This is a genomic window from Neobacillus niacini (assembly GCF_036961885.1).
In the GTDB taxonomy this organism is placed as follows: domain Bacteria; phylum Bacillota; class Bacilli; order Bacillales; family Cytobacillaceae; genus Neobacillus; species Neobacillus niacini_H.
This window is the reverse complement of the sequence record NZ_JBALNQ010000081.1, coordinates 1-19735: the sequence shown is the minus strand read 5'-3', so window position 1 is coordinate 19735 and position 19735 is coordinate 1. Positions and strand designations below refer to the sequence as shown.

21 protein-coding genes, 1 tRNA gene and 1 pseudogene are annotated in these 19735 nt (G+C 38.5%); 15 read left to right on the top strand and 8 right to left on the bottom strand.

Going from position 1 to position 19735, the window contains the following annotated elements; genetic code table 11:
* Positions 1-65: 65 nt before the first annotated feature.
* Positions 66-521 carry a YfmQ family protein gene (locus tag V7124_RS25005; protein ID WP_335413471.1) on the bottom strand — a complete coding sequence of 152 codons (456 nt, stop codon included), beginning with the start codon at positions 519-521 and terminating at the stop codon, positions 66-68.
* Between the two features lie 266 nt (positions 522-787).
* Between V7124_RS25005 and V7124_RS25000 the strand changes: the two are divergent.
* Positions 788-1072, top strand: a pseudogene (locus tag V7124_RS25000) (sporulation initiation factor Spo0A C-terminal domain-containing protein); the annotation flags it as partial.
* A 47-nt stretch (positions 1073-1119) separates the two neighbouring features.
* Here V7124_RS25000 and V7124_RS24995 read toward each other — a convergent pair.
* Positions 1120-1338: a hypothetical protein gene (locus V7124_RS24995; RefSeq protein WP_335413469.1), complete on the bottom strand. Its 219-nt coding sequence runs from the start codon at positions 1336-1338 to the stop codon at positions 1120-1122.
* An 81-nt stretch (positions 1339-1419) separates the two neighbouring features.
* Here V7124_RS24995 and V7124_RS24990 point away from each other — a divergent pair, with 81 nt between their 5' ends.
* The gene (locus tag V7124_RS24990; RefSeq protein ID WP_335413467.1) at positions 1420-1560 is read left to right on the top strand and encodes a hypothetical protein; all 141 of its coding nucleotides are present in this window, start codon (positions 1420-1422) and stop codon (positions 1558-1560) included.
* Positions 1561-1668: 108 nt separating this feature from the next.
* Here the strand turns inward: V7124_RS24990 and V7124_RS24985 are convergent.
* Positions 1669-1742: transfer RNA gene (locus tag V7124_RS24985), tRNA-Arg, on the bottom strand.
* Positions 1743-1799: 57 nt separating this feature from the next.
* On the bottom strand, positions 1800-2510 hold the full coding sequence (locus V7124_RS24980; RefSeq protein ID WP_335413465.1) for a YwaF family protein: 711 nt from the start codon (positions 2508-2510) through the stop codon (positions 1800-1802).
* Positions 2511-2674: 164 nt separating this feature from the next.
* Between V7124_RS24980 and mutS the strand changes: the two genes are divergently transcribed.
* The 3 genes from mutS (at position 2675) to V7124_RS24965 (ending at position 7775) form a co-directional block, all read left to right on the top strand.
* Complete coding sequence (gene mutS, locus V7124_RS24975; RefSeq protein ID WP_335494398.1) at positions 2675-5269, top strand: DNA mismatch repair protein MutS; 2595 nt, start codon at positions 2675-2677, stop codon at positions 5267-5269.
* 12 nt (positions 5270-5281) lie between these two features.
* Positions 5282-7168, top strand: a complete 1887-nt coding sequence (gene mutL, locus V7124_RS24970; protein ID WP_335494396.1) for a DNA mismatch repair endonuclease MutL — start codon at positions 5282-5284, stop codon at positions 7166-7168.
* Positions 7169-7313: 145 nt separating this feature from the next.
* A complete protein-coding gene (locus tag V7124_RS24965) occupies positions 7314-7775 on the top strand; it encodes a hypothetical protein (RefSeq protein WP_335494394.1) in 462 nt (153 codons plus the stop codon).
* Positions 7776-7893: 118 nt separating this feature from the next.
* Here the strand turns inward: V7124_RS24965 and mreBH are convergent, their stop codons facing one another.
* Positions 7894-8901: a rod-share determining protein MreBH gene (mreBH, locus tag V7124_RS24960; protein ID WP_335419641.1), complete on the bottom strand. Its 1008-nt coding sequence runs from the start codon at positions 8899-8901 to the stop codon at positions 7894-7896.
* 297 nt (positions 8902-9198) lie between these two features.
* Here mreBH and miaA point away from each other — a divergent pair, with 297 nt between their 5' ends.
* From miaA to spoVK, 3 genes are all read left to right on the top strand, one after another.
* Positions 9199-10179 carry a tRNA (adenosine(37)-N6)-dimethylallyltransferase MiaA gene (gene miaA / locus V7124_RS24955; protein WP_335419638.1) on the top strand — a complete coding sequence of 327 codons (981 nt, stop codon included), beginning with the start codon at positions 9199-9201 and terminating at the stop codon, positions 10177-10179.
* 29 nt (positions 10180-10208) lie between these two features.
* Positions 10209-10439 carry an RNA chaperone Hfq gene (hfq, locus tag V7124_RS24950; RefSeq protein ID WP_034672853.1) on the top strand — a complete coding sequence of 77 codons (231 nt, stop codon included), beginning with the start codon at positions 10209-10211 and terminating at the stop codon, positions 10437-10439.
* A 124-nt stretch (positions 10440-10563) separates the two neighbouring features.
* Positions 10564-11511, top strand: a complete 948-nt coding sequence (gene spoVK / locus V7124_RS24945; protein ID WP_335494392.1) for a stage V sporulation protein K — start codon at positions 10564-10566, stop codon at positions 11509-11511.
* A gap of 41 nt (positions 11512-11552) precedes the next feature.
* Here the strand turns inward: spoVK and V7124_RS24940 are convergent, their stop codons facing one another.
* Complete coding sequence (locus V7124_RS24940; protein ID WP_335419628.1) at positions 11553-12158, bottom strand: trimeric intracellular cation channel family protein; 606 nt, start codon at positions 12156-12158, stop codon at positions 11553-11555.
* A 166-nt stretch (positions 12159-12324) separates the two neighbouring features.
* Between V7124_RS24940 and hflX the strand changes: the two genes are divergently transcribed.
* The 4 genes from hflX to glnA all read left to right on the top strand — a co-directional run bounded on the left by hflX (position 12325) and on the right by glnA (position 16773).
* On the top strand, positions 12325-13593 hold the full coding sequence (hflX, locus tag V7124_RS24935) for a GTPase HflX (RefSeq protein ID WP_335494390.1): 1269 nt from the start codon (positions 12325-12327) through the stop codon (positions 13591-13593).
* A gap of 4 nt (positions 13594-13597) precedes the next feature.
* Positions 13598-14863, top strand: a complete 1266-nt coding sequence (locus tag V7124_RS24930) for an aminotransferase class I/II-fold pyridoxal phosphate-dependent enzyme (RefSeq protein WP_335419621.1) — start codon at positions 13598-13600, stop codon at positions 14861-14863.
* 150 nt (positions 14864-15013) lie between these two features.
* Positions 15014-15415: a MerR family transcriptional regulator gene (locus V7124_RS24925; RefSeq protein ID WP_335419619.1), complete on the top strand. Its 402-nt coding sequence runs from the start codon at positions 15014-15016 to the stop codon at positions 15413-15415.
* Between the two features lie 23 nt (positions 15416-15438).
* Complete coding sequence (glnA, locus tag V7124_RS24920; RefSeq protein WP_335419616.1) at positions 15439-16773, top strand: type I glutamate--ammonia ligase; 1335 nt, start codon at positions 15439-15441, stop codon at positions 16771-16773.
* Between the two features lie 47 nt (positions 16774-16820).
* Here the strand turns inward: glnA and V7124_RS24915 are convergent, their stop codons facing one another.
* Both V7124_RS24915 and lexA read right to left on the bottom strand, forming a co-directional pair.
* Positions 16821-17105: a DUF4257 domain-containing protein gene (locus V7124_RS24915; RefSeq protein ID WP_335494388.1), complete on the bottom strand. Its 285-nt coding sequence runs from the start codon at positions 17103-17105 to the stop codon at positions 16821-16823.
* Positions 17106-17274: 169 nt separating this feature from the next.
* Positions 17275-17898: a transcriptional repressor LexA gene (gene lexA, locus V7124_RS24910; protein ID WP_335419610.1), complete on the bottom strand. Its 624-nt coding sequence runs from the start codon at positions 17896-17898 to the stop codon at positions 17275-17277.
* A 158-nt stretch (positions 17899-18056) separates the two neighbouring features.
* Between lexA and yneA the strand changes: the two genes are divergently transcribed.
* The 3 genes from yneA (at position 18057) to V7124_RS24895 (ending at position 19607) form a co-directional block, all read left to right on the top strand.
* Positions 18057-18380: a cell division suppressor protein YneA gene (gene yneA / locus V7124_RS24905; RefSeq protein ID WP_335419608.1), complete on the top strand. Its 324-nt coding sequence runs from the start codon at positions 18057-18059 to the stop codon at positions 18378-18380.
* Between the two features lie 7 nt (positions 18381-18387).
* The gene (locus tag V7124_RS24900) at positions 18388-19047 is read left to right on the top strand and encodes a YneB family resolvase-like protein (RefSeq protein WP_335494386.1); all 660 of its coding nucleotides are present in this window, start codon (positions 18388-18390) and stop codon (positions 19045-19047) included.
* Between the two features lie 329 nt (positions 19048-19376).
* Positions 19377-19607 carry a DUF896 domain-containing protein gene (locus tag V7124_RS24895; protein WP_335419601.1) on the top strand — a complete coding sequence of 77 codons (231 nt, stop codon included), beginning with the start codon at positions 19377-19379 and terminating at the stop codon, positions 19605-19607.
* Positions 19608-19735: the final 128 nt, after the last annotated feature.

The following is a 19735-nucleotide window of genomic DNA, read 5'->3' as shown; positions in this document are numbered from 1 at the left end:
ATTTATTTAATAAATCAATACTATTTTCTGGAAGCAAATGTTGTTTATTGTATATCAAGCTTGTCTTATATTACATCTTTAGTCATTACCTTGGCAGATAAAGTGAAATCTTGTAGATTATCAGACCTAAGATTATAAGCTACTACTTTCTTATTGTAATGCTTCACTACATAAACGTAATCTGCAAAACAATAAACCAAGATTTTACTATCTTTTTTCCCTCTTTTTAGGTTGATAACAAATGGAGTAACATTCGTCTCTGGATGTAGAAATAATTTTTCTTTGCCTGGAAAGATATCATATTGTTTTAAAAAAGTCGCTTCATTAAAATACTCAATCAATCGAATTTTTTCTTCCTCTTCTAGGTGTTTTTCAATATATGTAACAGTAACATCTTTTGAACTAAGTTTTGGATGAAGTGCAAATTTACTTGAAATCCATTCCACAACTGCACTTGGGGGACTCGTTACCATTTTAAGCGCAATTCCAAGTAATACCGTAAGTGTAATGGTCCATGACATATCTTATCGACTCCTTTAGTCATAATCTCTCATTATTAATTTAAGCGTAGGTCCTCGTATTAATCTTTTAAATTTAAATTATCACAAATATCATAAGGTAATTTTTCACTGCACGAACCATCCAATTCACAAGGATTTTTGCCAACCACTTGGTTTGCGGATACTAATCCGGAAGGGGAAATTAAGCAAGATAGTCCTGTATCTCCTTCTAATGCAATTGACTTGGAAACAATGATATTTGATTTCTCTTAAGCTATCAATTTTCAGTACATCTGAAAGGATTTAGATATCTAAAAGAAGCGATCAAAATGGAAATAACAGATAGATCCTTGTTAGATGGAGTTACTAAAGTGGTATACCCTGTTATTGCTCATAAATATAACGACTCCCCTAGCAGAGTAGAAAGAGCCATCCGACATGCCATTGAAAATGCTTGGTATAAATCGAAGCATCCAGATCTAGTGAAAAGAATGGTTGAGAAACCAACGAATTTAGATTTTATCGCTTTAGCAGCCGAGAAAATTCGGTTAGCTGAAGTGGATATTGCTTAAAGCATTGTCTTACGAAAAAAAACACCCGTTAAGGTGCCAATACAGTGTTACTTAAATAATTCATAGAAACCCATATTCATAGGAATAACCCAGATATAAGCCCCAACTAGAGCTGCTGGTCCCATTAAGTAATTTAACAGCTTTGTTGGTAACCATCTAAATAATAATCGGAAAATAAAAGCAGTAGAAAACATAGTTACTGTAAGAACTATTAACGGTCCAACAAATTGCATGGTATTGAATTCTACACCTTCAAAAATGTTCATAGTATGCTCCTAGTTTTTCTAGTAATGGATATATTGTACTATGTTTTTGAATCAAATTGTAACATAAAAGGAGTTATGAATATGGATGAAAAACCAATTGTTATCAATATACCTTCGGTTGATGAATGTCCATTGAAAGATTTAAACAGTGTTTGTAAACATTACAAGTTAAAGGATATTTTAGGGTATGCCATTGTGGACCGCGAGAAAATGGGGTATTGATATGTAGCAGTGCTTCGTGACTCATTAAATCGTCCCCCATCAAAGAAAATAACGATTTATTTAATAGAATAAAAAAAAGAAACCCCTGATATAAAAGGGTTTCTTTGACGTCCCGAAGAGGATTCGAACCTCCAACCTACAGTTTAGGAAACTGTTGCTCTATCCTGCTGAGCTATCGGGACACTTTTATTAGGAACCTTACTTATTATAAATAGTTAATCTGAAAAGGTCAATGAAAATTAACCTTTACGCCCCTTTTCTCTAAAAATCAACCAAACAATCAGGCTTAGGGTGATTAATAAAAACTCCATTGAAAGGAAGTACCAGGGATATGGACCTAATAAATCCAACAAGCTTGGACTCTTAGGTTTATGGCTTAAAAACATATAATTACCATCAACTGCCTTATTTATTAGCATGATCACCGGCATTAAAACATTTAAAAAGACAAATAGTTTTACCACTGACAAGATTGTTGGTCGATAACCATGGACCCAAGTAAAATAAAGGACAACCCATATCATCATTAAATGGGTATAGAAGAAGTGGAAAAAGCGAAAATGCGGGAAATCAAAATTTAATAAAGGGGTAAATAATGCTTGTGACGCTCCCAATAATGCCGTAAATAATAAGATTTCATAGATCAACATTTTTCGCGTTAACAATAAGATGACGGATAAAATTAAGCTGATGCTGCATAATTCTAATGGAATAGCATGGCTGACATCCCACATTCCGTTTACATACATCCAAATATGATAACAGGATTCTATCAAAATTAATGAAAGCGCAATTCCAATCTCCGCACGTCTCCATTTTTTCACCTTTAGCTTTTCTCTAAATACAAAAATAGCTGCAGAGAATACAAATAGGATGGCGATAATCATTAAATGGCTTCCAGAAAACATTACAAAATCATATTCCTTAACATTTCCTCCAAACCATCCCAATAGGAATCACCCTTTTCTTTTCAATACTATTAATTATATGCTGTCCTTTTTCAACCTTGACCAATATTTGATAAAAGAAATTTCTACCTAATCTAAGTCTACACAAAATGTGATATAATAGTTTGTCGAAGAAACTCGAAATGATTAAAAAAGTGGAGGTCATTATGGCTGGTTATACGCCGATGATACAGCAATATTTAACTGTTAAGGCAGACTATCAAGATGCCTTTTTATTTTTTCGCTTAGGCGATTTTTACGAAATGTTTTTTGATGATGCGATCAAAGCTTCGCAAGAATTAGAGATAACATTAACGAGTCGGGAAGGCGGCAGTGAGGATAGGATTCCCATGTGTGGAGTACCATATCATGCTGCACCCAATTATATTGAACAGCTGGTTTCAAAAGGCTACAAAATTGCGATATGTGAGCAAATGGAGGACGCCAAACAAACAAAAGGCATGGTGAGACGGGAAGTTGTCCAACTCATCACACCGGGAACGGTTATGGATGGTAAGTCTTTATCAGATAAAGAAAATAACTATATCGCTTCCATTTCTTGTTTTGAGGACAGTACTTTCGGATTTGCCTACACTGATCTAACAACAGGTGAATGCAAGGTAACTCAACTCTCGGCAAATTTTGATGAGGTATTAAATGAAATTGCAGTACTAAGCTCAAAGGAAGTTGTCGTCGCAAATGACTTTGACGGTGACTTGCAGAAGAAAATGCGTGAACGTGACGTACTTGCCATTTCATTTGAGGATAATAGTTCAGTAGAAATGAATTTCTCTCATCTTTTGGACAATCTTAATCAAGATAAATTAAAACAAACGACAGCAAGGCTTTTTAACTATTTATATCGTTCGCAAAAGCGCAGCCTAGACCACCTTCAGCCGGTGACTACCTATCAAATTCACCAATATATGAAGATTGATTACTATTCCAAACGGAACCTGGAATTAACCGAGACAATTCGCTCAAAAGGGAAGAAGGGTTCCTTGCTTTGGCTATTAGATGAAACGATGACAGCGATGGGCGGCAGGATGCTAAAAACCTGGATTGATCGTCCATTAATATCTCGTGAAGACATTGAACAGCGCCAAACGATTGTAGAAGTTTTAAAGAATAATTATTTTGAACGGCAGGAACTGCGCGAAAAGCTGACGGAAGTCTATGACTTAGAGAGGCTTGCCGGTCGTGTTGCCTTTGGCAATGTCAATGCCCGTGACCTTATTCAATTAAAGAGATCTTTAATGCAAATCCCTTTCTTAAAACAAATTCTCCAGGGGATGGGGCATGAAGTAGTCAATAAAATTGCCGATTCACTTGATCCTTGCGAGGAAGTTACAGATTTATTAGAGCAAGCCATCATTGATAATCCACCGATATCGATAAAAGAGGGGAATATTATTCGTGACGGCTATCATGCTCAGTTAGATCAATATCGTGATGCCAGCAGAAACGGGAAAACCTGGATTGCCCAGCTTGAGCGCGAGGAGCGGGAAAAGACAGGGATTAAATCCTTGAAGGTCGGCTATAACCGAGTATTTGGTTATTATATTGAAGTCACCCGTGCAAACCTTCATCTGCTAACAGAAGGACAGTATGAGCGAAAACAGACTTTATCAAATGCGGAGCGTTTTATCACCCCTGATTTGAAAGAGAAAGAAGCGTTAATATTACAAGCGGAAGAAAATGGCGGCGAACTGGAATATCAGTTGTTTACCGAAATCCGCGAGATTGTGAAAGAACATATACCGCGCCTGCAGGCAGCTGCTAAAGCGGTTAGCGAATTAGATGTGCTCCAATGCTTTGCGCAGGTGAGTGAAGAACGGCATTATGTCAAACCGACTTTTTCAACCGAACGAAAAGTAGTTCTAAAGGAAGGCAGACATCCTGTCGTTGAAAAAGTGCTGAATGCACAGGAATATGTTCCGAACGACTGCTATATGGACAATGAGCGAGAAGTTCTTCTGATAACAGGGCCGAACATGAGTGGTAAAAGTACCTATATGCGCCAAATCGCCTTGACGGCGATACTTGCTCAAATTGGCTGTTATGTACCAGCAGATGAAGCGGTGCTTCCTATTTTTGACCAGGTATTTACGAGAATTGGAGCAGCTGATGATTTGATATCCGGCCAAAGTACGTTCATGGTTGAAATGTTGGAAGCTAGAAATGCCCTAACGAATGCAACGCAAAACAGTTTAATCTTATTTGACGAAATCGGCCGAGGTACGTCAACCTATGATGGAATGGCACTCGCGCAGGCGATTATTGAATACATTCATAAGCATATCGGAGCGAAAACTCTATTTTCAACACATTACCATGAATTAACCGTGCTGGATAAAGAGCTTGAGAAACTAAAGAACATCCATGTTAGTGCCATTGAACATAATGGAAAGCTTGTCTTTCTTCATAAAATAAAAGACGGACCAACCGATAAAAGCTATGGTATTCATGTGGCGCAATTGGCCGATCTTCCAAAGGAATTAATCCAACGTGCCAATGAAATTTTATCCGACCTTGAGAAGCCTGAAATCGTAACAGCGACAGCTAAAACTAAAGAAACGAAAATAAGCGAACAGCCAGCACAGCTGTCGTTCTTTGATGAACCGAAGGAAGCGAAGAAACAGGAATGGTCTCCTAAAGAGAAAAAAGTTTTAGAAAAAATGAAAGAAATTGATCTGCTGGATATTACACCGCTTCAAGCTATTAATCTGTTGTACGAGCTTCAGAAAAAGCTGAAGAACTAGGAGGTGACTCGTATGTGTAGGATTATTCAATTAGATGATGCACTATCCAATAAAATTGCTGCCGGGGAAGTAGTAGAACGCCCTGCTTCGGTTGTAAAAGAGTTAGTCGAAAATGCGATTGATGCTGGAAGTACGGTAATCGAAATTGAGGTTGAGGAAGCAGGACTAGCGAAAATTCGCATCACCGATAATGGAAATGGAATAGCGGAAGAAGATGTCTTACTCGCCTTCCAACGGCATGCGACTAGTAAAATCAAGAATGAAAATGACTTATTCCGGATTCGTACACTAGGGTTTCGGGGAGAAGCACTTCCGAGTATCGCTTCGGTTTCAAGGCTGGAGATGAAAACCTCAACGGGTGAAGGCGCAGGTAACCGAGTATTGATTGAAGGCGGAAGAGTTGAAGTTTTTGAAAAAGCATCGAGCAGACGCGGCACGGATATTACCATTAGCGATTTGTTTTATAACACACCAGCTCGGTTGAAATATATGAAAACCATTCATACCGAGCTGGGGAATATTACCGATGTCGTAAACCGGCTCGCGCTTTCTCATCCAGAGGTAGCCTTGCGCTTAATCCATAATGAGCGTAAACTGCTGCAAACGACTGGAAATGGTGATGTTCGCCAAGTGCTTGCATCGATCTATGGAATGGCGATTGCTAAACAGCTTGTACCGATTACTGGGAATTCACTTGATTACAAGATTTTTGGTTATGCCTCAATGCCTGAGGTTACGAGAGCATCAAGAAACTATATATCTACCATGATAAATGGCCGTTTTATAAAAAATTACGCCTTAGCGAAAGCCATTCAAGACGGGTACCATACGTTACTTCCGATTGGCAGGTTTCCAATCGTACTTATCAATATTGAAATGGACCCAATATTGGTGGATGTCAATGTGCACCCATCCAAAATGGAAGTTCGGATTAGTAAAGAAGTAGAGTTGAACCAATTAATCACTGAAATCATTAAAAATGCATTTAAATCGAAGATATTAATTCCAAGTGCATATACCCATGAGAAAAAAGAGATTCCTAAGTCTGAACAGACTTCCTTGTTACTTGATGAACGAACCAATCAAACTCCGCCAATGAAAAAAGAATTTTTGGAGTGGGAGCGGCCGGTGATTTCCGATAGGGTTCAAGAAAGAGGGGGAAATCTGGAGACAAATGTGGAACCGAGAACAAGTACCTCTAAGCCAGTTGAAGAGGAAACCTTCACGAATAACTGGCAATTCGTTTTACCGGAAGTCGAGAAGAAGGAACCGGAGCAAGAAACTGAAATAAACCCTGAAGACGATCAAGCAAAAAGTCGGATTCCAAGGCTATATCCTATTGGTCAAATGCACGGTACGTATATCTTTGCCCAAAATGAAAATGGTTTATATATCATTGATCAGCATGCTGCTCAGGAACGACTGAAGTATGAGTATTTTCGTGAAAAAGTAGGTCAGGTCCATGCGGAGCTCCAGGAATTATTGGTACCGATCACGCTTGACTATTCTACCGATGAATACCTCAAAATCAATGAAAACCGTATTGAATTAGAAAACGTCGGCGTATTTCTTGAGGAATTTGGAATGAACAGTTATATCGTCCGCTCTCATCCGCAATGGTTTCCAAAAGGTGATGAGAAACAAATTATCGAAGAAATGATCGAGCAACTGCTTTCGATGAAAAAAGTCGATATCAAAAAGCTTCGTGAGGAAGCAGCCATCATGATGAGTTGTAAAGCTTCAATTAAAGCGAATCGTCATTTGCGTAATGATGAGATCCAGGCTTTGCTAGATGACTTACGAAAAGCATCAGATCCATTCACCTGCCCGCACGGAAGGCCCATAATTGTCCATTACTCCAGCTACGAGATGGAGAAGATGTTTAAACGGGTCATGTAGAGTGTTTTCTTTTTAAAAAGAGAGCACTCTTTTTTTTGTAACAATTTTAAAAATATTTAGTCAGGGTACTTCTATTAGTTTTTATTATAGTGTAAAATTACACTATAAGGATTAAATGAAAATTGTATGGTAGGGGGGTGGGGTGATGGTTGTTTTTAGTCTCTTATTTACATTCATACCTATAGTCATGATTATTTTAGTCATATTTGCAGTCGTTTATGGAAAGAAAAATAAAGAAATGGGGGATGAAGCTGTGATACGGCATCTTTATACGTATTTAGTGCTTTTTGCAACACTTATGATGGTAATTGGCGGGGGTATCTCAATTTTTATGGCAGCGGCAGATTTAGTTAGTCCGCCTAGCTATTATCAAAGCTTTGAAGATTATAAGCAAATCTATCATGATGGGAAAGTTCCAGTAGAAGATAGTCAAAAGTTAACAGACGTAGAAATTCGTGCAAAATATGAGCAGGCTGTAGCGGATGAAAAGAGCCGAACAAGAGAAAGGGCCCAAAACCAAATCATTAAAAGCCTAGGATTTATCGTTATACCACTTCCGGTTTTCTATTACTTCAATAATATGAGAAAACGGCAAAGTGATATATAAACACTTGGAGTGACCGAAGAGCATATAGAAAAGGCATTTGGGTCAATGCAGGTAGCCTCCAGTTAATAAAAAGCTATTAAAAAAGCAAAAGAGTGCTCAGCAGCACTCTTTTTGCTATTTATTTTACTGAAGCTTGCAGTTTATGCATATATTTAAGGGCTTGTCCGGTGCCCACCGCAACGGATTCAAGAGGATTAGCAGCCAATTGCACAGGCACGAAGATTTCCTTGCTTAGCCATTCTTCCATTCCCTTCATTAATGAGCCGCCACCCGTTAGGATAACACCACGGTCGACAATGTCCCCGCTTAGTTCTGCCGGGCAATCCTCAAGTGTGGCACGGATTGCTTCTAATATCTGAGATAATGATTCTCTTAAAGCCTTTCTAATTTCATAGGATGAGAGAGTGACGGTTTTTGGCAACCCAGTAACGAGGTCACGACCGCGTACATCCATCGTAAGCTCCTCGTGATCCACAAGAGCATAGCCAATTTCGATTTTGATGTTTTCAGCTGTCCGCTCTCCAATTAATACATTGTATTCTTTGCGAACATATTGAATGATTTCTTCATCCAGACGGTCTCCGCCAATTTTAATCGAATGGCAGGCAACAACGCCCCCAAAGGAAATAATCGCAACTTCAGTATTACCGCCGCCAATGTCAACGACAACATTCGCTACCGGCTCGTCTACTGGCAATCCCGCACCAATAGCTGCTGCCACGGGTTCTTCGATTAACTGGATTTTTTTTGCACCAGCATTCCTCACAGCATCTTGAATCGCTCTTTTCTCAACGCTTGTTGAGCCTGAAGGTGTACAAATCACGACATTAGGCTTACGAACCGCAAAGCCGATTTTCTTTGATGCCATGCGCATGATATGCTTTAGTAATTCAGTTGTTAAATCATAATCTGCAATTACACCATCTTTTAATGGGCGGATCGCAATAATTTTTTCAGGAGTTTTCCCGATCATTTCTTTTGCTTCCCTGCCAAATGCTATAACCTTCTTTGTGTCCGTATCAATTGCCACTACCGAAGGTTCATTTATAGCGATCCCTTTATTTTTACTATAAACTAATATATTTGCTGTCCCTAAATCGATGCCTATTTCAAAATTTGAAAACATTTGATTCACCTAATTTCCCTGTTTTTCGACAAAACGCGAATCAGCGAGTTATCTTGTTACCATATAAGCTACGATTAAGATTACCATGAACATGGGGGTAAAAGGCGATTTGTAAAGGAAACGTTATCGGAATGTAAAGATCCTAGCAAAATTTATCAAATTATGATAAAAATTGGATAAATTCACCTTAGAATTGCATAGAAAAGATATTTATTGTTTATACTAATTTGATGTTCAACTGCTTTTAAAATGTTATGTTAGGATGTAGTGGTGACATAGTCCCACCATCAATGAAAAATGAAAATAAAGGGCAGTGTGAAAAGAGTGGATTCAAAACAAAAATTATTGGTCATTATTGGACCAACGGCAGTTGGAAAAACAAAGCTTAGTATAGAATTGGCAAAACGCTATAATGGTGAAATTATTAGCGGCGATTCCATGCAGATTTATCGAGGCATGGATATTGGGACTGCCAAAATAAAAATCAAGGAAATGGAAGGAATTCCGCACCATTTAATTGATATAAAAGAGCCGGATGAAAGTTTTTCCGTTGCCGAATTCCAGCAGCTTGTACGGGCAAAAATAACTGAAATCACCTCGAAAGGGAAGCTTCCGATTATTGTAGGCGGGACTGGATTGTATATTCAGGCAGTTATTTATGATTACCAGTTTTCAGAGGCACCAGCAGATGAGGAATTTCGTTTACAGCTTGAAGTGAAGGCAAAAGAATTTGGAAATGAGGCGCTGCACGATGAATTAACCATGGTAGATCCTGATAGTGCACGCCAAATTCACCCTAATAATATAAGAAGGGTCATTCGGGCACTTGAAATTTTTCATTGTACTGGTAAGATAATGAGTGACTATCAAAATAATCAGCAGCCTGACCTTCTTTATGAAACCGCACTTATAGGATTAACCATGGAGCGGGAAATGCTTTATGAGCGAATAAACACTCGTGTTGAGATGATGATGTCAGAGGGGCTAATCGAGGAAGTCAGTCTTTTACACAAGGACGGAATTCGTGATTGCCAATCAATACAAGCAATTGGTTACAAAGAAATTTATGATTATCTTGATGGGAAGGTTAGGTTGGAAGAGGCGGTTGACAATTTAAAGCAGAATTCACGCCGCTATGCAAAAAGGCAGCTAACCTGGTTTCGGAATAAGATGGACGTTGAATGGTTCGACATGACCGTTGTACCAGATTTGTCAAAAAAAATAACCGAAATTTCTCATTATGTTGAAGGAAAGCTACAAGTAAAATCGAATACATAGTAGTAGAGATAAAAGAGGAGGATATACAAATGAAAACCACCATCAATATTCAGGACCAATTTTTAAATCAATGCCGTAAGGATAATACGCATGTTACGGTATTTTTATTAAATGGTTTTCAATTGAGAGGCCAAATTAAAGGCTTTGATAATTTCACAGTACTTTTTGAATCTGAAGGAAAGCAACAACTCGTTTACAAGCATGCCATTTCAACCTTTGCACCGCAAAGAAATGTTCAGCTTGACTTGGATGCACAATAATACGTTATATCTAACCTGAGCCCATAAATCCATGGGCTCTTTTTTATTTTTATAATGATTTGTTGACCGGCTGAATACACATAAATGAAGGAGTATAGGTTTGCTGATATGAGAGGTGAAGGCTTTGGATCAACCAATTCGCATGAAAAGTAATGGACAAATAAGTGTATCCCTCAACTCGCAAAAGAGGAAGTCATTGACGAAAGAACTGCCAGTTCCTCAAGTTGTTCCAAAGGAAATTCCCCCGGAGCACGCGGCATTAAAGGAAATCGAAGACGAGCTCGGGACATTAGTAGGTATGGAAGAAATGAAACGAATGATAAAAGAAATTTATGCTTGGATATTTGTGAATAAAAAACGTGAAGACATGGGTTTGAAAGCAAGGAAACAGGCACTTCATATGATGTTTAAGGGCAATCCAGGAACCGGGAAAACAACGGTTGCAAGGTTGATTGGCAGGCTGTTTTTGAAAATGAATGTGCTTTCTAAGGGGCACTTGATTGAGGCAGAACGGGCAGATCTGGTTGGGGAATATATTGGACATACTGCGCAGAAAACACGGGACTTAATAAAAAAAGCGCAGGGTGGAATCTTGTTTATTGACGAGGCGTATTCATTAGGACGCGGCGGAGAAAAGGATTTTGGAAAAGAAGCGATTGACACACTTGTAAAGCATATGGAGGATAAGCAGCATGAATTTATTCTGATTTTGGCTGGCTATTCCCGTGAAATGGATTATTTTTTAACGTTAAATCCGGGGCTTCATTCCCGCTTTCCGTTAGTGATTGATTTTCCAAATTATACGATTGATCAATTGATGGAAATTTCCAGCCGAATGCTCGAAGAAAGAGAATATAGTTTGAGTCATGAGGCGGAAAAAAAGCTGAAGGATCATTTAATTTGGGTTAAAGCTGTCCTTAGTCCAAACAGCTTTTCAAATGGCCGCTATGTTCGAAATATTATTGAAAAGTCGATTCGTGCACAAGCGATGCGGCTGTTATTGCAGAACAGTTTTGACCGGCATGAATTAATGACACTTAGAAGTAATGATTTAATTTTCGAGGAAGATTAATCTGCATAAAAAAATCGGCGGTCATAGTTGCCGCCGATTTTTCAATGTACTCCTAATCCCCTGGAAGGGAGTTTCCAATGAAATGTGTAAGAAAGAATCCGTAGCGTCGTTACTAAGAAAAATAAGGTGTACAACTCCCATGGTCGATCAGCGATTTTTAACCCTATGATGAGACCAGCGAGAATCGCCCAAACCGCATAAATTTCTGATCTTAAAACGATCGGTTTTCTTCCGGCTAGTAAATCACGGATGATCCCTCCGCCAATTCCAGTTAAAACAGCTGCCACGATAACAGCACTAATCGGATGGTTCATATTCGCTGCGTAAATCGCCCCTTGGATAGCAAATGCTGACAAACCGATTGCATCGAAAAAATTACCCCACTTTTGCCAGTGCCGAAGCAGATTAGTTGGAAACAAATACACTGCTGTGATAGATAATAAAGCAATTTGAAAAAACAATCCCTGTTCCCAGATGGCAGAAACGGGGACCCCGATTAATAGATTTCGGATCGCACCGCCGCCAAAAGCGGTAACAATCCCTAAAATATAGACACCAAATATATCATATTCCTCTTCCATAGCTACAATTGCGCCGCTTACTGCAAAAGCGATTGTGCCAATAATACTTAAAACTTCCCACGTCATCTATTTGTTTTTCCTCTCGATGTAAATTAATTAAAACGAAATTTTCAGTAAACAATTTGATTTTAACATGGATGGATAAATAATCAACATAAATATTGAAAAATTAGGGTATTGCTATCTTTTTTGGTATGATAAAAAAAGAAAATTCACGAAAGCAGGTGTTGGTATGGAACAAGAAACAAGCTTAGAAAAAGCGATCTTAGTTGGCTGCCAAACGCAAACATTAGACGATAGTCGTTTCCACTATTCGATGGAAGAGCTTGCTTCCTTAACAGAAACAGCCAAGGGTGAAGTTCTAATGACGGTTGTTCAAAAACGAGAACGGATTCATTCGGCGCTATACATAGGAAAAGGGAAAGTGGAAGAACTAAAGGCACTAGTGGATGAAGTGGAGGCGGACTTAGTCATTTTTAATGACGAATTATCACCGAGCCAAAAGCGGAATCTTTCTTCGGAATTAAGTGCCCGAATTATCGACCGGACACAATTGATTCTAGATATCTTTGCACAAAGAGCAAGGTCGAAAGAAGGTAAACTGCAGGTTGAATTGGCACAGCTGCAATACTTATTACCCCGTCTAGCTGGTCAAGGGGTCGCGTTATCTAGGTTGGGTGCCGGTATCGGGACGAGAGGGCCAGGGGAAACAAAACTAGAGTCTGACCGCCGTCATATCCGTCGAAGAATTGATGATATTAAGAGTCAATTGGGTGTTATTGTTCAACACCGAGACCGCTACCGAGAAAGAAGAAAGAAAAACAAAACATTCCAGATTGCGATCGTTGGCTACACGAATGCTGGAAAATCAACGCTCTTTAACCGTCTTTCTGAAGCGGACTCATTTGAGGAAAATCAATTATTCGCGACATTAGATCCGATGACAAGAAAACTAATTTTACCAAGTGGATTTCAAACCTTAATTACAGATACAGTTGGGTTCATTCAAGACCTTCCAACAGCGCTTATTGCAGCATTTCGTTCAACTTTGGAAGAAGTAAAAGAAGCGGACCTGCTGCTGCATGTCGTCGATATGTCCAATGCGGACTATTTTCAGCATGAAAAAACAGTCAATAAGCTGCTTCAGGATTTGGAAGTTAAGGACATACGGCAGATAACTGTTTATAATAAGAGAGATATTAAACATCCTGACTTTGTTCCAACAACGGAAAATCCTCTCATTTTTGTCAGTGCCTTCGACAAAGAGGACCGCAATGAATTAAAGCGAAAAATAGAAAAAATAATGATTGAAATGATGGACCAATATCAAGTTAGTATTCCTTCAACGGAAGGGAAACTGATTTCACAATTAAAAAATGAAACGATCGTAAGAGAACTGATCTTTGATGAAGAAAGAGAGCTCTATCAATGTAGAGGTTTTTCGCTCCCAGATCATCAAATTTCCGGCCAATTACAGAAATACAAAACCAGAATGGAGTAACAGCATGTTTCAACAGTTAAAGAATGGGGAAAAGCTTCAACCAATCGTAAGTGAGGTAGAACAACAAATTGCAACCGCACATAAAGCGATAGACGAAAGAATTGAAAATAATCAATTTCGAGTATTAAAAAACTATCAACAGCATCGAGTAAGTGAATCTCATTTTAACCCTTCGACAGGGTATGGCTATGATGATATCGGGAGAGATACATTAGAGCGAATTTATGCAGATGTTTTTGGTGCAGAAGCAGGTCTTGTCCGGCCGCAAATCATCTCTGGAACACATGCCATATCGATTGCATTATTCGGAATCCTTCGACCGGGGGATGAACTTCTTTATATTACTGGAAAACCATACGATACCCTTGAAGAAATAGTTGGGATTCGTGGAAATGGTGTTGGTTCACTAAAGGAGTTTGGCATTTCCTATGACAGTGTGGCATTAACGGATGCAGGAACCATTAATTGGGACCTTGTTGCGGCTAAAATAAAACCCAATACGAAAATGATTGGAATTCAGCGTTCTAAGGGATATGCAACCCGTCCGTCCTTTACCATTGCTGAAATCAAAGAGATGATTTCCTTTGTAAAAGAAATAAAAGAGGATGTTGTGGTTTTTGTTGATAACTGTTATGGAGAATTCGTGGAGGAATTAGAGCCCTGTCACGTTGGGGCAGATTTGATGGCAGGTTCGCTTATCAAAAATCCTGGCGGCGGATTGGTGAAAACCGGAGGATATATTGTTGGTAAAAAACAATGGGTGGAAGCCTGTTCTTATCGAATGACATCACCAGGTATCGGAGCTGAAGCGGGTGCTTCTTTATACAGTCTTCAAGAAATGTATCAAGGGTTCTTCTTAGCGCCTCATGTCGTAGGTCAAGCGTTAAAGGGAGCGGTGTTTACGGCAGCACTTCTAGAAAAACTAGGAATGAATTCCTCCCCTAAATGGGATGCAAATCGAACGGATTTAATTCAATCTGTTCAATTTGATAATAAGGAAAAAATGATTGCATTTTGCCAAGCAATCCAATTTGCCTCACCCATTAATTCACATGTTACTGCCTATCCCGCCTATATGCCCGGATATGAAGATGATGTAATCATGGCGGCAGGAACTTTTATTCAGGGGGCAAGCATCGAACTCACAGCAGATGGACCAATCAGACCGCCATATGTTGCCTATGTACAAGGCGGGCTAACCTATGCACATGTCAAAATGGCTGTTTGTATAGCCGTAGATTCGTTAATGGACAAAAAATTAATTGAATGAAACGAACCGAAAATACAAAGGATAACGAAAGTAGTTGTCCTTTTTATTTTTTGTAAAAAACCATGTCAGAAAACCTAACATAAGATTGACATCTTTTCTAACACGCAATATAATAACGATATAAATTAGCAAATGAGAGGAGAAATTGAAGTGAGTGGAAAAGAAATTCGCCGCTCAATGCCACTATTCCCAATTGGGACCGTCATGCAGCTAACTGATTTATCTGCTAGACAAATCCGATATTATGAAGAGCATCAATTGATTTCTCCAGCAAGAACAGATGGGAATAGAAGGCTTTTTAGTTTAATTGATATTGATAGATTATTAGAAATTAAGGATTTAATTGACCAAGGTGTGAATATGGCGGGGATTAAACAGCTATTCCTGGTCAAAGTTCAACAGTTAAGTGCAAATCAGGCACAGACTGAAAAGACCAAGCAGGAGTTAACAGACGAGCAATTACGTAATCTTCTGCGACATGAATTGCAGCAAGCTGGCAGGTTCAATCGTTCTTCGTTAAGACAAGGGGATATGTCACGATTTTTCCATTAAATTAAATTTTGGAGGTAATTAGAATGGCTAAGTTTACAAGAGAAGATATTAAACGTTTGGCACAAGAAGAAAATGTTAAATTTATTCGTTTACAATTCACTGATATTTTAGGGACCATTAAGAACGTAGAAATTCCTGTTAGTCAGTTAGAAAAAGCTCTTGATAATAAAATGATGTTTGACGGTTCTTCTATTGAAGGTTTTGTACGTATTGAAGAATCTGATATGTACCTATATCCAGATTTAAACACATGGGTGGTATTCCCTTGGACAGCTGAAAAGGGAAAAGTTGCTCGTTTAATCTGTGATATCTATACTGCGGAAGGTGACCCTTTTGCTGGTGACCCACGAAACAATCTAAGAAGAGTATTAAGAGAAATGGAAGAGCTCGGATTTACAGACTTTAACTTAGGACCAGAGCCTGAATTCTTCTTGTTTAAATTAGATGAAAAAGGGGAGCCGACACTAGAATTGAACGACCAAGGCGGTTACTTTGATTTAGCTCCAACTGATTTAGGTGAAAACTGCCGCCGTGATATCGTACTAGAGTTAGAGGAAATGGGCTTTGAAATTGAAGCTTCTCACCATGAGGTAGCTCCAGGGCAGCATGAAATTGATTTTAAATATGCGGATGCATTAACTGCATGTGACCAAATCCAAACATTCAAATTAGTAGTAAAAACAATTGCTCGTAAGCACGGTTTACATGCGACGTTCATGCCTAAACCGTTATACGGGGTAAATGGATCTGGAATGCACATGAACCTTTCATTATTTAACAACGGCGTAAATGCATTCTATGAACCAACTGGCAACCTTGAATTGAGCGATACAGCTCGTCATTTCATTGCAGGTATCCTGAAGCACTCTCCAAACTTTACAGCGGTTACGAATCCAACTGTAAATTCATATAAGCGTCTAGTACCTGGCTATGAAGCACCTTGCTACGTTGCTTGGTCTGCTAGGAATCGTTCACCATTAATCCGTATTCCATCTTCACGTGGATTAAGTACACGTGTAGAAGTAAGAAGCGTTGACCCAGCTGCAAATCCATATCTTGCAATGGCTGTTCTATTAAAAGCGGGTCTTGATGGGATTAAAAATAAAATGACTCCTCCAGCTCCAGTTGACCGTAACATCTATGTAATGAGCAAAGAGGAAAGAATAGAAGAAGGTATTATCGATCTTCCTGCAACTTTAGCTCAAGCGTTGGAAGAATTAAAATCCGATGAAGTAATCGTTTCAGGTTTAGGAGAGCACATCTTTGAACACTTTATCGAAGCAAAAGAAATTGAGTGGGATATGTTCCGTACAGTCGTTCACCCTTGGGAACGCGATCAATATTTGAGCATGTATTAAAATAAAGAGACCAGTATGGAGACATTCCATACTGGTTTATTTTTGTATTATTTTTGATTGTTTTCATTTAGCAGCTTAAATCTAGTGAGAATGAAATCGCTGCTGATCCCTGCAAGAACCGATAGAAAAATTGTCTCAACAAATGAATTCGGTGTTGTATAAATCATGACTAGAATCGAAGCAACTGAGCCTAGAAGCATTTCTTCGAGAAAACCAAGATAGATAAACTTTTTTGTCTTTCGCGGCATTATTAATTTCCCGTGCTTTTTAATGTGTCCAATGATCCCTACAGAGCCACCAATAACCATTGAGAAAACAATGTCCTGCAACACTTTTTTCCACTCTCCTTAAGCCTTGATTTTTGGACCTAAGGTAAATCATGGTGTAATACCATTATACTAATAGTGGAAACTAGTTAGAATGAGTAAATATACACAAATTTGTATGTTTTTCCAAAAAAACATAAAGGAAGAGCAGAAGTAATCCTCTGCTCTTCCTTTGTTAATGTATATGACGATATACGCCGATTACTTTTCCAAGAATAGATACATTTCTTAAGATAATTGGATCCATGGTTGAGTTTTCAGGCTGTAAGCGAATGAAATCCTTTTCTTTAAAAAATCTCTTACAGGTTGCTTCATCTTCTTCGGTCATTGCCACAACGATATCCCCATTATTGGCAGTTTGCTGCTGTCTCACAATTACATAATCTCCATCGAGAATACCTGCTTCTATCATACTCTCACCCATGATTTCTAGCATAAAAACTTGTTCATCGGCTGGTGCTAGACTTTCAGGCAATGGAAAGAACTCTTCAACATTTTCAATGGCAGTAATAGGTAATCCGGCTGTAACCTTACCGACGATAGGTACATTTACCACTTTGTTTCTTGGTATATTAGCCATTGCATCGGATTCTAGTATTTCAATTGCTCTCGGTTTAGTTGGGTCTCGTCTAATAAGTCCTTTACTTTCCAAACGTGCTAAATGACCATGTACGGTGGAACTTGAGGCAAGACCAACGGCTTCTCCAATTTCCCGAACGGATGGTGGATAGCCTTTTTTCTTTACTTCCCCTTTAATAAAATCAAGAATATCCTGCTGGCGCTTAGATATTTTAGTCATAATAAGATACACCTCACCCTATTTAATATTTAAATTTATTATAGCATGTTCGTATTTTTTATACAAACATAAGTTCGAATTTCCGTTGACAACAAACAAGTGTTCGGATTATAATAAAAACAAATAAACGAACATATATTCTCAACGGGGGTTTTAATATGAAAAAAATATGGGACAAATACTCTTATGCTATTCTACTTATTTTTTTAAGTTGTACTTTAGCATTTATATTATCGATACGGTTTAATTCTAACGTGGATGAGAAGTTTCTAACCGTCACAGTTTCAGAAGGCGACTCACTGTGGCAGCTTTCAAATCAATACTCGGACCAACATTCATACTCCAATAATGAATTTATTAGCTGGGTTAAACAACATAACAAAATAGACGGAGACAGAATTTATCCTGGGGAAGAAATCATTATTCCGGTTAACTATGAAATTGGCACCGTAACCGAATATGCAAGTGCAGCGGGTGAATAAAGGTCAAATGGCAAATGCTATCATCTACTGCAGGGTGAGTACGAACAAAGAAACCCAGGAAACATCATTAAAACGTCAAGAAGAGGAACTAACACAACTTGCTAGTCACTATCACTTCAATGTTGTTTCTATTATTCGAGAGCAAGCAAGCGGCTATGATCTTGAACGGGATGGCATACTACAGTTATTGGATCTTTTGAAGGAAAATACAGTACAGGCCGTGTTAATTCAAGATGAAACGAGACTTGGAAGAGGGAATGCAAAGATTGCCCTATTGCATTGTATATTAAAAGAAGGGGTAAAGCTTTATAGTATTTCTCATAATGGAGAGTTACAATTATCTGAAAGTGATTCCATGGTATTGAAAATAGTGGCTATGGTCGAAGAATATCAGCGAAAGCTTCATAATATCAAAATTAAACGTGGAATGAAACGAGCAGTTGCTCAGGGATATAAACCCGAGAAGAATTTAAAAAACCTCGAAATGAATTCAGGAAGGGAAAAAATAGAAGTCCCGGTTGAAGAGATCATTCGCCTTCGCAAAAATAAGTTAACTTTTTCAGAGATAGCTGCTACTTTAAGGGGATTTGGGTATAATATTTCTAAAGCAACTGTCCATAGACGCTATCAAGAATCTCAAGAATCGATTGAGTCAGAAGAACCGTAGACCATTTGCCTTGTCAGATGGTCTTTTTTTTAGTAGGCTATGTAAATGGTAAATGTTGATTTTAGAACTTGTTGATTGGAGCGAAAGGCGCTCGACTCCTCGAAAATGCTATCGCATTTTCTTCGTGCGTGGGCAAACTCTAGGATGAAATACAAAGTTCTGCGGGATGTACGAGCTGAGTAAGACCCCGCAGGTCGGTACGACCGAGGAGGCTTACGGGCGAGCCCAGCGAACCGCTCGCGCCTGTAGCACAAATCAACAGCCTAGTTTAACACCCAATTTAGTAAAATCAGTGTTTGCAATACAGTACTTGAAAGGAGGGTCCTATCGTGCTCTCAAAAGAAAAAATGGCAAGAATTAATGAATTGGCCAGAAAAGCCAAAGCAACTGGTTTAACAGAAGCAGAAGCAAAAGAACAATCAAAATTAAGAAGCGAGTATTTGACCGTTTTTCGCAGTTCCATGCTGGATACCTTAACAAATACAAAAATTATCGACCCTGAGGGAAATGATGTAACACCAGAAAAGATAAAAATGAGAAAAAAATATAACCTTCATTAAACACTGGGAAAACTTTTTTGTTTTTCCTTTTTACATATAGTCTCTAGTTTTGTGTGAAAATAAGAAAGAGAAAGTAAATTAATTTGTTTAGTAATCAAATTAATTGTTGAATTAACCTAAAGAGAACT